The sequence below is a fragment of the Modestobacter muralis genome, from assembly GCF_010682105.1.
Lineage (GTDB): Bacteria > Actinomycetota > Actinomycetes > Mycobacteriales > Geodermatophilaceae > Modestobacter > Modestobacter muralis.
This window is the reverse complement of record NZ_JAAGWH010000035.1, coordinates 18,561-30,176: the sequence shown is the minus strand read 5'-3', so window position 1 is coordinate 30,176 and position 11,616 is coordinate 18,561. Positions and strand designations below refer to the sequence as shown.

General features: G+C 74.5%; 12 protein-coding genes. 1 reads left to right on the top strand and 11 read right to left on the bottom strand.

Going from position 1 to position 11,616, the window contains the following annotated elements; genetic code table 11:
- Positions 1-20: 20 nt before the first annotated feature.
- The 9 genes from GCU67_RS13070 to GCU67_RS13030 form a co-directional block, all read right to left on the bottom strand.
- A complete protein-coding gene (locus GCU67_RS13070) occupies positions 21-863 on the bottom strand; it encodes a pseudouridine synthase (protein ID WP_163611665.1) in 843 nt (280 codons plus the stop codon).
- Between the two features lie 52 nt (positions 864-915).
- Positions 916-1,782 carry an SMC-Scp complex subunit ScpB gene (scpB, locus tag GCU67_RS22850; protein ID WP_163611664.1) on the bottom strand — a complete coding sequence of 289 codons (867 nt, stop codon included), beginning with the start codon at positions 1,780-1,782 and terminating at the stop codon, positions 916-918.
- A complete protein-coding gene (locus GCU67_RS13060) occupies positions 1,779-2,681 on the bottom strand; it encodes a segregation/condensation protein A (protein ID WP_163611663.1) in 903 nt (300 codons plus the stop codon). Before GCU67_RS13060 ends, scpB begins: the two co-directional genes overlap by 4 nt.
- A 164-nt stretch (positions 2,682-2,845) precedes the next feature.
- Positions 2,846-3,346 carry a hypothetical protein gene (locus GCU67_RS13055; RefSeq protein WP_163611662.1) on the bottom strand — a complete coding sequence of 167 codons (501 nt, stop codon included), beginning with the start codon at positions 3,344-3,346 and terminating at the stop codon, positions 2,846-2,848.
- Positions 3,343-4,248: a ParA family protein gene (locus GCU67_RS13050; RefSeq protein WP_163611661.1), complete on the bottom strand. Its 906-nt coding sequence runs from the start codon at positions 4,246-4,248 to the stop codon at positions 3,343-3,345. Before GCU67_RS13050 ends, GCU67_RS13055 begins: the two co-directional genes overlap by 4 nt.
- 192 nt (positions 4,249-4,440) lie before the next feature.
- On the bottom strand, positions 4,441-5,439 hold the full coding sequence (gene xerD / locus GCU67_RS13045; RefSeq protein WP_338104988.1) for a site-specific tyrosine recombinase XerD: 999 nt from the start codon (positions 5,437-5,439) through the stop codon (positions 4,441-4,443).
- Entirely contained in the window at positions 5,418-6,533 is a 1,116-nt protein-coding gene (ald, locus tag GCU67_RS13040) for an alanine dehydrogenase (protein WP_163611660.1), read from the bottom strand. Before ald ends, xerD begins: the two co-directional genes overlap by 22 nt.
- 238 nt (positions 6,534-6,771) lie before the next feature.
- Positions 6,772-7,302, bottom strand: a complete 531-nt coding sequence (locus GCU67_RS13035; RefSeq protein ID WP_163611659.1) for a dihydrofolate reductase family protein — start codon at positions 7,300-7,302, stop codon at positions 6,772-6,774.
- Positions 7,299-8,231 (bottom strand): helix-turn-helix domain-containing protein, encoded by a 933-nt coding sequence (locus GCU67_RS13030; RefSeq protein ID WP_163611658.1) that lies wholly within the window; start codon positions 8,229-8,231, stop codon positions 7,299-7,301. The genes GCU67_RS13035 and GCU67_RS13030 overlap by 4 nt, the downstream gene beginning before the upstream one ends.
- 123 nt (positions 8,232-8,354) lie before the next feature.
- On the opposite strand from GCU67_RS13030, the gene GCU67_RS13025 reads away from it, so the two are divergent.
- The gene (locus GCU67_RS13025) at positions 8,355-8,999 is read left to right on the top strand and encodes a hypothetical protein (protein WP_163611657.1); all 645 of its coding nucleotides are present in this window, start codon (positions 8,355-8,357) and stop codon (positions 8,997-8,999) included.
- Between the two features lie 230 nt (positions 9,000-9,229).
- On the opposite strand, the gene GCU67_RS13020 is transcribed toward GCU67_RS13025, so the two are convergent.
- Positions 9,230-9,814, bottom strand: a complete 585-nt coding sequence (locus GCU67_RS13020) for an NUDIX domain-containing protein (RefSeq protein ID WP_338104987.1) — start codon at positions 9,812-9,814, stop codon at positions 9,230-9,232.
- 82 nt (positions 9,815-9,896) lie between these two features.
- Positions 9,897-11,612 (bottom strand): CTP synthase, encoded by a 1,716-nt coding sequence (locus tag GCU67_RS13015; protein ID WP_163611656.1) that lies wholly within the window; start codon positions 11,610-11,612, stop codon positions 9,897-9,899.
- Positions 11,613-11,616: the final 4 nt, after the last annotated feature.

Here is an 11,616-nt window from a genome sequence, read left to right as displayed (position 1 = left end):
GTGGGGAGAAGGGGGTCCTCCTACATGCCGACGAGCTCGTGGAGGGCGCCGACCTCGGTGCGGGTGAGCTTGCGGATCGTGCCGGTGCGCATCCGGGCCAGCTCGACCGGCCCGATGGCGGTGCGGGTGAGCCGGGTGACCGGCAGGCCGACCTCGGCCAGCAGCCGGCGGACGATGTGCTTACGGCCCTCGTGCAGCACGACCTCGACCACCGACTGGCCGGCGTGGGCGTCGACGACGTGGAAGGAGTCGACCGCGACCGGCCCGTCCTCCAGCTCGATGCCCTTGCGCAGCGTGCGGTGCAGGTCGCGCGGCACCGAGCCGGTGACCTGGGCCAGGTAGGTCTTGGTCACCAGGTAGGAGGGGTGGGTGAGCCGGTGCGCGAGCTCGCCGTCGGTGGTGAGCAGCAGCAGGCCCTCGGTGTCCTGGTCGAGGCGACCGACGTGGGTGAGCCCGGTGGCGAGGTCGCCGATCATGTCCCCGACGGTGGGCCGGCCACGGTCGTCGCTCATCGAGGTGATGATCCCGACCGGCTTGTTCATCGCGTAGGTGACCTTGTCGTTGCGGATGTCGACCCGCCGCCCGTCGACCGCGATGACCGCGGTGTCGGGGTCCACGCGCATGCCCTGCACCCGCACGACCTGGCCGTTCACGCTGATCCGGCCGGCGTCGATCATGTCCTCGGAGACGCGCCGGGAGCCGACACCGGCCCGGGCCAGCACCTTCTGCAGCCGCTCGCCGGGGCTGTCGTCGTCGTGCTCGTTCTCCTCGACGTCACCGAGGCGGGTCGGTGCGAGCTCCATGTCCTCGGACCAGCCCTCACCGCCGGAGGTGGTGGGAGTGTCGTCTGCAGTCGTGTCCATCCCCTCCAGTCTCCCACCTGCGCGCCGGTGCTCCTACCGGCCCGCGCAGACCTCAGCTGTCGGGGTGCTCGTCGAGCAGGGTGCGGGTGTCGGGCAGCAGCGGGGCGAGCTCGGGCAGCTCGTCGAGGCCGGTGAGCCCGAGCCGTTCGAGGAACAGCGCGGTCGTGACGTACAGCCCGCCGCCGGTGTCCGGGTCTGCGCCGGCCTCGCGGATGAGGCCGCGGGCGGTGAGCGTGCGGACGACGGCGTCGACCCCGACCCCGCGGATGGCCGAGATGCGGGCGCGGGTGACCGGCTGCCGGTAGGCGATCACGGCCAGCGTCTCCAGCGCGGCCTGGGTGAGCCGGCTGCGCTGCCCCTCCAGCAGGTGCCGCTCCACGACCGCGGCGTGCTCCTCCCGGGTGTAGAGCCGCCACCCCTCCCCCACCCGGCGCAGCGTCGTCCCGGCCCGGCGGTCGTCGTACTCGGCGGCCAGTGCCACCAGCGTCGCCCGCACCCGGTGGACCGGCACCTGCAGCGCCGCGGCCAGCGACGGCTCGTCCAGCGGGGAGTCGGTGACGAACAGGAGTGCCTCCAGCCCGCCGCGCAGCGCGACGTCGTCCAGCGGGGTGAGGTCGAGCGGGAGCTCCTCCTGCACCGCGGCGACGGTCTCCTCGACCGGCGCCTCCGGCTCGGGGACGACGACCAGCTCGACCGGCGGATCGGCCGGCGCCCGGCCCAGCACGCGGGACGACGGGGCGCCGGCGGGGTCGCTGCGCGCCTCGGGCGGGCCGAACTCCGCGGCCAGCCGGGCGGCGACGGCGTCCCAGCCCTGCTCCCGGCTCGTGCCCTGCTCCTCACCCTCGGCCAGGCCGGCGGCCACCTCGGCGACGACGGCGTCCCAGGAGAACGGGCGCGGGACGGACTGCTCGTCGCTCACGACCCGTCCTCCGGAGCGGGCCCGTCCTCGTCGCCGTCCAGGTCCTCGTCGCCGTCCAGGTCCTCGTCGCCGTCCAGGTCCAGGTCGGCGGGCACGTGGAGGTCGAGATCCGCGGGCAGCCGGCCGTCGACGAGGGCCGGACCGGTCCAGCGCACGTGCAGCTCCCCCAGCGGCGTCGCCTGGTCGAAGGTGACCAGCTGCTGGCGGTACAGCTCCAGCAGCGCCAGGAAGCGGGCGACCACCTCGAGGGTGTGCGCGCAGTCGCGGCTCAGCGACCGGAAGGTCGCCGTCCCGGCCTCGGCGACCCGGCTGCGGACGATGACCAGCTGCTCGGTGACGCTGACCGCCGGGGCGTGCAGGTGGGTGACGCTGACCGTGGGCGGGGGCTTGGGCGTGAGCGCCTCGAACGCCAGCGCGGCGAACTGCTCGGGCGTCACGCCGAGGAGCACCTCAGGCAGCAGCTCGGCGAAGCGCGGCTCGAGGCCGGCGTCACGGGCGTACCGGCGGGCCGCCTCGGCCTCCCGGGTGCGCAGGAAGGCGGCGGCCTGCTTGTAGGCCCGGTACTGCAGCAGCCGGGCGAAGAGCAGGTCGCGGGCCTCCAGGACGTCGAGGTCGTCGGGGTCCTCGACGTCGGCGGCGGGCAGCAGCCGGGCGGCCTTGAGGTCCAGCAGCGTGGCGGCGACGACCAGGAACTCGCTGGCCTGGTCCAGGTGCAGCTCGTCGGACAGGTCGCGCAGGTGGGCGATGAACTCGTCGGTGACCACCGACAGGGCGATCTCGGTGACGTCGAGCTTGTGCTTGCCGATCAGCTGCAACAGCAGGTCGAACGGGCCCTCGAAGTTGGTCAGCCGGACGGTGAACCGCCCGGTCCCCACCTCCGGGACCGCTACCGTCGTCACCACTCCAGCCTAAGCGGCACCCCCGACAGTCCCGGCCCACACCGTGGTGTCCGGCCCCGCTTCAGGGCCCCGCGCCGCGCGGAGCGTGGTGTGGGGTCAGGCCCTGCTGCAGGGTCCCGCCGCGAGCGGAGCGAGTGGCGGGGGGCAGCAGGGTCCTTCGACCTTCACTTGCGCAGGCGGCGGACGAGGACGGAGTCCTCGCCGTGCACCTCGAGGTCGGCCAGCAGGACGGCGATCGCCTCGCGGACGATCCGGCCGCGGTCGGTGGCCACGCCGTGCTTGCCGCGCAGGGTGAGCCGCGCGGTCTCCAGGGCCAGCAGCTCGTCGGCCGAGCAGTAGACGGTGATCTTCTCCTCGTGCCGGGTGCGGTTCTTGTCCGCGGCACCCCGGGTCCGGTGGGCCGCGGCGGCCGGCAGCGTGGAGCGGTGGGCGGCCAGCTCGTCGACGACGATGCGCGGGGCCCCACCGTCGACCGCGGGCACCAGGGTCAGCGGCGGGGACCCGGCGGACTCGGCGTCCCGTGACGCGCTGCCGCGGAGCGCCGGGGAGGAGGTCGTGGCGGCCAGGTTCGGCAGCTCGGTGACCGGGGCCGGCGGGGGTGTCGCCGGGGTGTCGGTCCGGCGGAACAGTTCGGACGCACCCGGGAGCACAGGACGACGGGTCACAGTGCCAGGACCTCCTTGGCCAGGTCGCGGTAGGCGGCTGCGCCACCGGACGTCGGGGCCCACTGCGTGATCGGCTGCCCGGCGACGGTGGTCTCCGGGAAGCGCACGGTGCGGGCGATGACGGTCTGGAACACGGTGTCGCCGAAGGCCTCGACGACCCGGCTGAACACCTCGCGGCAGTGCACGGTCCGCGTGTCGTACATCGTGGCGAGGATGCCGGAGATCTCCAGCGACGGGTTGAGCCGCTCCTTGACCTTCTCGATGGTGTCGACCAGCAGCGCGACGCCGCGGAGGGAGAAGAACTCGCACTCCAGCGGGATGATCACGCCCTGGGCGGCGGTGAGCGCGTTGACCGTCAGCAGCCCCAGGGAGGGCTGGCAGTCGATGAGCACGTAGTCGTACTCGGCCCGGATCGGGGCGAGCACCCGCAGCAGGGTCTGCTCACGGGCGACCTCGCTGACCAGCTGCACCTCGGCGGCGGACAGGTCGATGTTGCTGGGCACCAGGTCCAGGCCCAGGATGCCGGTGGCGACGCGGACGTCGGCCAGGGTGGTGGACGGCTCCATCAGCGCGTTGTAGATGGTGCGGTCCAGACCCTGCGAGGGGATGCCGAGGCCGACCGACAGTGCGCCCTGCGGGTCCAGGTCGACCAGCAGGACCTTGCGGCCGTGCTCGGCCAGCGCAGCCCCGAGGTTGATGGTCGAGGTCGTCTTGCCGACCCCGCCCTTCTGGTTGCACATGGCGATGACCTGCGCCGGACCGTGCGAGGTCAGGCGCTTGGGCTCGGTCAGCTTCCGCTGCCGGGCACGGGCAGGGTCGACCCGTCCGGCCGGGGCACCCATCTCGGCTCCGCCGAACGGGAGCCCGACGGTGGCCGCCGCTGCCTCGGCTCGTGTCGACATCGCTCGTTCCTCTTCCCTGGACCGTTGCGTCCGTGGCCACCGGATGGCGGTCACGACAGGAGGACGCGGCTCCCCGGCGGGGGGAAGCCACCGGTCCGAACTCCTGCATCCCTCATCGGCAGGGTGTGGGCCGACCGTGACCTGAACGCGGGACGACTTGTCGACAAGTTGCCCGGGGGTGCTCCGGGTGGCTCAGCGCAGCGCGCGGGGGTGGCTGGTGGCGTAGACCTCACGCAGCCGTTCGACGGTGACCAGCGTGTAGACCTGGGTGGTGGTCACCGAGGCGTGGCCGAGCAGCTCCTGCACGACGCGGACGTCGGCGCCGCCGTCGAGCAGGTGGGTGGCGAAGGAGTGCCGCAGCGTGTGCGGGGAGAGCTCGGCGTCGATCCCGGCCCGCTCGGCGGCCTCACGCAGGATCGTCCAGGCGCTCTGCCGGGACAGCGGCCCGCCGCGGGCGTTGAGGAACAGCGCTCCTCCGCGCACCCCGGTGCGGGCCTTGGCCACCAGCGCCGGCCGGGCGCGCACCAGGTAGTCCTGCACGGCGCGGACGGCGTAGCTGCCCACCGGGACGACGCGGTCCTTGCCGCCCTTGCCGGCCAGCCGCACCGCCGCGGTGCTCGGGTCCGCGCTCAGCGACAGGTCGTCGACGGCCAGCCCCACGGCCTCGGAGATGCGGGCACCGGTGCCGTAGAGCAGCTCCAGCAGTGCCCGGTCGCGCAGCCCGCGGGGGCCCTCGACCGAGGCGGCGGCCTCCAGCAGCGCCACCACCTGCTCGACCGGGATGGCCTTGGGCAACCGGCGGGCCGGGGCCGGGGGCTTGACCTCGGCGGCGACGTCGTCGGTGATCAGCCCGTCGAGCAGCGCGAAGCGGTGCAGCCCGCGGACGGCGACGACCGCCCGCGCGGCCGAGGTGGCCGACAGCGGCGGGTGGTCGTCGTCCCCGTTGCGCAGGGCGACCAGGAACGCCGCGACGTCGGACTCCCCCACCTCGCCCAGCCCGCGCACCCCGGCGGCGGCGAGGAACTCCGCGTAGCGCCGCAGGTCGCGGCGGTAGGAGCTGATCGTGTTGGCCGCCAGCCCGCGCTCGACGGTGAGGTGGTCGAGGTAGCCGGTGACGGTCCGGGCGACGTCCGGTCCGGCCGACGTCGCACTGCTCAGCGTCGCGCCGGTCAGGACAGGACCTCCTGCCACGGCACCGACGGCAGCGCGTGCGCGTCGGCCACCCCGGCGTGCACCAGCCGGCCGGCGGCGACGTTGGCCCCGCGGGCCAGCGCCGGGTCGGCGGCCAGCGCGGCCGCGGTGCCCCGGTTCGCCAGCGCCATGACGTAGGGCAGCGTGACGTTGGTCAGCGCGTAGGTCGAGGTGTGCGGCACCGCGCCGGGCATGTTGGCCACGCAGTAGAAGACCGAGTCGGCGACGCCGAACGTCGGGTCGTCGTGGGTGGTGGGCCGGGTCGACTCGAAGCAGCCGCCCTGGTCCACGGCGATGTCGACCAGCACCGAGCCGGGCTTCATCCGGGACACCAGCTCGTCGCTGACCAGCACCGGCGCCTTGGCCCCGGCGACGAGGACGGCGCCGATGACCAGGTCGGCGTCCAGCACGGCGCGCTCGACCTCCAGGGCGTTGGAGGCCACGGTCTGCAGGTGCCCGCGGTAGAGCCGGTCGGCGGCGCGCAGCTTCTCCAGGTCGCGGTCGAGCACGGTCACCTGCGCCTGCATGCCCAGGGCGATGGTGGCGGCGTTCATGCCCGACACCCCCGCACCGAGGACGACGACCTTGGCCGCGTGCACCCCGGACACCCCGCCGAGCAGGACGCCGCGGCCGCCGGAGGCCCGCTCCAGGGTGTGCGCGCCCACCTGCGGGGCCATCCGGCCGGCGACCTCCGACATCGGGGCCAGCAGCGGCAGCGCCCCGCCGTCGGTCTGCACGGTCTCGTAGGCGATCGCGGTGGTGCCCGAGGCCAGCAGCGCGTCGGTGCACTCCCGCGACGCGGCCAGGTGGAGGTAGGTGAACAGCGTCTGCCCGGCGCGCAGCCGTGAGTGCTCCTCGGCGATCGGCTCCTTGACCTTGAGCAGCAGGTCGGCCGCACCCCACACGTCGTCGGCGGTGGGCACGATCCGCGCGCCGGCGGCGACGTAGTCGGCGTCCGGGATGGAGGACCCCGCCCCGGCGTCGGTCTCGACCAGCACCTCGTGCCCGGCCGCGACCAGCTCGGTGACCCCGGAGGGGGTCAGCGCGACCCGGTACTCACGGTTCTTGACCTCTCGGGCGACCCCGACGCGCATCGCAGCTCTCCACTGTCCCGGTGCGCGACCACCGGGGTGTCGGTGGCGCCACCGTGTCCGGGCGGCCCGGTCGGGGCCTGCCTCGGGCGGAGTCTAGGCACGACGCGTGTCCGGAGTGTGTCAGGGAGCACTCTCCGGCCGGTCGCGTGCGTCGTGCTCGGCACGGGCGGCCAGGACGTCGTCCATGTGGGTCTCGGCCCAGGTCCTCATCCCCCGCACCATCGTGTGCAGCGACAGGTCAGGCCGGCCGGACGACGGCGTACCGGACGACGACGAACTCGCCGTTGCGGCCGGCCTCCCGCACCGCCAGCTCCACCCGCCGCGGCAGCAGCGGAGCGCCGGCGCCGAGGGTGACCGGGGCGATCGACACCACCACCTCGTCGAGCAGCCCGCGGTCGGCGAACTGGCCGGCCAGGTCCCCGCCGCCGACGATCCACACGTCCCGGTCGCCGGCCGCGGCCACCATCGCGGCGTGCACCGCGGCGACGTCGTCGGCGGTGGGCCGCAGGTCGGCGCCCGGGATCAGCTCCAGCTCGCGGTGGGTGAACACCCAGGTGGGCCGTTCGGGCACCCACCCCGGGTCGTTGTCCCGCACCCAGCGGTAGGTGGTCGCCCCCATGGCCACCGCCCCTGTCCCGGCCAGGAAACCGTCGTAGCCCATCAGCCCGGCCGGGTCGTTCTCCCGGGACAGCAGCCAGTCCAGCGAGTGGTCGGGGGTGGCGATGAAGCCGTCCAGGGACGTGGCGGTGTAGTAGACGGTGCGGGTCACGAGGTCCTCCTCCTCAGCCAGTCGATCGGGTCGCCGGCGTCCACGTCGAGGCCGGCTGCGCGGAACCAGTGCCGGGCCAGCTGCCGGCGGTGGGCGCCGTAGGTGAGCACGTGCGCGACGACGCTGCCGAGCACGAACGACTCCGGCGGGTCGCAGAGGGCGTCGACCAGCCGGTCGCCCCAGGCGCCGCGGCGGGAGACCTCGCGGACGAACGCCAGCCAGCGGGGTGCGGCCTCGTCGTGCCGGGCCAGCAGGGACGCCGGGTCGTCGCGGCCACGCACCGGGTGGTCGGCGCCCTCGACGGCGGCCAGCCACATCTCGGTCGACCACACCTGGTGCTCCAGCACCGCGGCCAGCGACTCCTCCGGGCCGTCCCAGGCCAGCACCTGCTGGCCGGGGACGCGCACCCGCCGGTACTCCTCCTCGGGCAGGCCCGTCGCGGTCTCCAGCAGGGCGCGGGTGTCCTCGAGGTCGTGGTGCACGAGCAGTGCGGTGACCTCGTCGCCACCGCGCTGACCCGGCTGGCCGGCGACCCACAGCGAGGCGGGCGGGTGGAAGTGGATGCCGTTCGGCGCCGGCAGCCAGTGGGCGTCCCGCGCCGGCGCCGTGCCCCGCTGTCCCGGCGTCCGGCCGTGGGCGCGGGTGAACGCGCGACTGAAACCCTCCACCGACTCGTAGCCGGCGGCGAACGCGACGTCGGTGACGCTGCGGCCCTGACGCAGCTGCCAGGCCGCGCGCTCCAGCACGACCCGGCGGCGCAGCGCGACCGGTGCCTCCCCCGCGCCGCGGCTCACCTGGCGGCTGAAGTGCCACGGCGAGGCGAAGGCGTCGCCGGCCATCTCGCTCAGCGTGCGGTTGTCCTCGTCCAGGACGGCGTCCAGCAGCTCGCGCAGCCGGTCACGTCCGGCGGCCGGGGTGTCCTCGGGCATGCAGGGAGTCTGTCGCGCGCGGCCCCCGCGGCGCCCGACCGTTCGTGCGCACCCGGGATCGCCGTCCCGGCCGGGGTGCCGCACGATGCCGGGGACCCCTCGACACCCCCGCGGAGCTGCCCGATGCGCCTGTACGCCGACCGACCCGACCGACGCGCCCGGCAGGTGGCCGCCGACCTGGGCCTGGTGGCCTGGCTGGTGCTGTGGCTGCTGGTCGCCCGGGTGGTGCACCGGGCCGTGCTGGTGCTGGCCGAGCCCGGCCGGGCGCTGGCGGACCTGGGCCGGTCGATCTCGGACACCATGGGCAGCGCGGCCGGCGCCGCCGACGGCGTCCCGGTGGTCGGGGACGAGCTGGCCACGCCCTTCGACGCCCTCGGGGACGCCGGGGCGTCGGTCACCGGGGCCGGGCAGGGCGCGCAGGACGCCGTCTCCACGCTGGCCACGGTGCTGGCCGTGGTCCTGGTGCTGCTGCCGGTGGGCTGGCTGCTGCTGCGCTGGCTGCCGTGGCGGCTGGGCTGGCTGCGCGAGGCCCGGGCCACCGACCGGCTGCTGGGGCACGGCGCGCAGGGCCCGCCCGACCTCGAGCTGCTCGCGGCGCGGGCGCTGGCGACGGCGCCGCTGAGCCGGCTGGCCGCGCTGCCCGCCGGCACCGGTGCCGGGTGGCGGGCCGGCGACCCGGCCGCCGTCCGCGCGCTGGCCGGACTGGAGCTGCAGCGGCTCGGCCTGCACCTGCCTCCCGACGCGACCGGCGCGGCCCAGCCGGCTTGACCCGGACGGCGCAGGGTGGAGCCGCGTGCGCACGCGGCTTGACCCTGCCGGGCGCGGGTCGACCCGCACCGGGGCCCCCGCCGCCGACCGGGTCGACCCGCCTCAGCCGACGTCGAGCCGTGCCGTGGCGCGGCTCCAGGTCAGGTGGAGCGGCTCGACCCGCGCCGCGGCGTGGCCGGCCAGCGTGACGGCCGCCGTGCGTGACGCGGCCGTCCCTCAGGTCAGGCGGTTCAGACCGAGTCGAGCGGGCGGAGCCGGGGCGACGTGGCCCGCACCTGGGCGGCGGCGAGCACCCCGATCGCGGCGAGGGAGTTGCGGATCGTGCCGTCGAACACCCACTGCACGGCCTCGGCCAGCGGCACCCGCTCGACGGTCATGTCCAGCTCCTCGTGCTCGACCACGAAGCCCTCGGGCCGGTCGACCGGGGAGAGCACCTCGGCCAGGTACAGCAGCACCTTCTCGTCGCAGAAGCCCGGCGAGGGGTGGTGGGTGGTGAGCAGCGACCAGCGCTCCGCCGACAGCTGCACCTCCTCGGCCAGCTCGCGGCGGGCGGCGTCCACGGGGGCCTCGCCGTCGACGTCCAGCAGGCCGGCCGGCACCTCCCACATGTGCTCACCGACCGGGTGCCGGTACTGGCGCAGCATCACGACGCGGTCCTCGTCGTCCAGCGCGACGATGCCGACCGCGCCGCCGTGGTGCACGACCTCGCGGACACTCTCGCCGCCACCGGGCATGGCCACGGTGTCCTTGCGCAGCGAGATGACCCGGCCCTCGTAGACCCGCTCGGTACCGAGCACCTCGTAGTCGTGACTCACTGCTCGCCTCCGGACTCGTTCCGCTCCTCGGTCGCTGGCGCTCCCTGCGATGCTCGCTCGCCCGTCGTCCGCACGGCGCTCATCAGATGCCGACCGGCTCCTCGTCGGGCACCGGCAGCCGGGCGGCGTCCTGGTAGCCGATCGCGGCGCACACGAACGCGGCGAACAGCGGGTGCGGCCGGGTCGGGCGGCTCTTGAGCTCGGGGTGGGCCTGGGTGCCGACGAAGAAGGGGTGGACGTCGGCGGGCAGCTCGGCGAACTCGACCAGGGTGCCGTCGGGCGAGGTGCCGGAGAAGACCAGGCCGGCCTCGGTGAGCTGGTCGCGATAGGCGTTGGCGACCTCGTAGCGGTGCCGGTGCCGCTCGGTGATCTCGGTGGCGCCGTAGGCCGCGGCCGCGACCGAGCCCTTGGCCAGCACGGCCGGGTAGCTGCCCAGCCGCATGGTGCCGCCCATGTCGCCGCGGCCGGCGACGACGTCGAGCTGGGTGGCCATGGTGGAGATGACCGGGTCGGGGGTCTCCGGGTCGAACTCGGTGGAGTTGGCCCCGGCGATGCCGGCCAGGTTCCGCGCGGTCTCGATGACCATGCACTGCAGGCCCAGGCACAGCCCCAGGGTCGGGATGCCGTTCTCGCGGGCGTGCCGGATGGCGCCGAGCTTGCCCTCGATGCCGCGGACGCCGAACCCGCCGGGGATGCAGACGCCGTCGACGCCGGCCAGCGCGGTCCGGGCGCCCTCGGGGGTCTCGCAGTCGTCGGAGGGCACCCAGCGGATCTGCACCCGCGAGCGGTGGGCGAAGCCGCCGGCCCGCAGCGCCTCGGTGACCGACAGGTAGGCGTCGGGCAGGTCGATGTACTTGCCGACCAGGGCCACGGTGACGGTCAGCTTGGGGTCGTGGACCCGGTCCAGCAGGTCGCCCCACACGGTCCAGTCGACGTCCCGGAAGGGCAGGCCGAGGCGGCGGACGACGTAGGCGTCCAGGCCCTCGCGGTGCAGCACCCGCGGGATGTCGTAGATCGAGGGGGCGTCGGGGCAGGACACGACACCCTCGGCGTCCGTGTCGCACATCAGGCTGATCTTGCGCTTGAGGCCCTCGGTGATCGGCCGGTCTGAGCGGCAGACGATCGCGTCGGGCTGGATGCCGATGCTGCGCAGCTGGGCCACGGAGTGCTGGGTCGGCTTGGTCTTCAGCTCACCGGAGGGCGCGATGTAGGGGATCAGCGAGATGTGCAGGAAGAAGCAGTTGTCCCGGCCGATCTCGTGACGCACCTGGCGGGCGGCCTCCAGGAACGGCAGCGACTCGATGTCACCGACCGTGCCGCCGATCTCGGTGATCACCACGTCGACCCGCTCGGCGGAGTCCGCACCCGCCAGCATCCGGGCCTTGATCTCGTTGGTGATGTGCGGGATGACCTGCACGGTGTCGCCGAGGTACTCCCCGCGCCGCTCCCGGGCGATCACGTCGGAGTAGACCTGGCCGGTGGTCACGTTGGCCCGGCCGGTGAGGTCGGTGTCCAGGAACCGCTCGTAGTGCCCGATGTCCAGGTCGGTCTCGGCGCCGTCCTCGGTCACGAAGACCTCGCCGTGCTGGAACGGGTTCATCGTGCCGGGGTCCACGTTGAGGTACGGGTCCAGCTTCTGCATCGTGACCCGCAGCCCACGGCTGGAGAGCAGTGCCCCCAGCGAGCTCGCGGTCAGGCCCTTGCCCAGGGACGACACGACGCCGCCGGTGACGAAGACGAACTTCGTCGGCTGGGAGTTGGGGAGCGAACGGTTGCTGGACTCTGCCTGTCGACCCACGGAC

Bases quoted from the DNA above. Each gene is read 5' to 3' on its own strand.
- GCU67_RS13025 (WP_163611657.1), top strand. From the start codon at position 8,355: ATGCGCCTGTACGCCGACCGACCCGACCGACGCGCCCGGCAGGTGGCC.
- GCU67_RS13030 (WP_163611658.1), bottom strand. From the start codon at position 8,231: ATGCCCGAGGACACCCCGGCCGCCGGACGTGACCGGCTGCGCGAGCTG.
- GCU67_RS13050 (WP_163611661.1), bottom strand. From the start codon at position 4,248: ATGTCGACACGAGCCGAGGCAGCGGCGGCCACCGTCGGGCTCCCGTTC.
- GCU67_RS13070 (WP_163611665.1), bottom strand. From the start codon at position 863: ATGGACACGACTGCAGACGACACTCCCACCACCTCCGGCGGTGAGGGC.
- ald (WP_163611660.1), bottom strand. From the start codon at position 6,533: ATGCGCGTCGGGGTCGCCCGAGAGGTCAAGAACCGTGAGTACCGGGTC.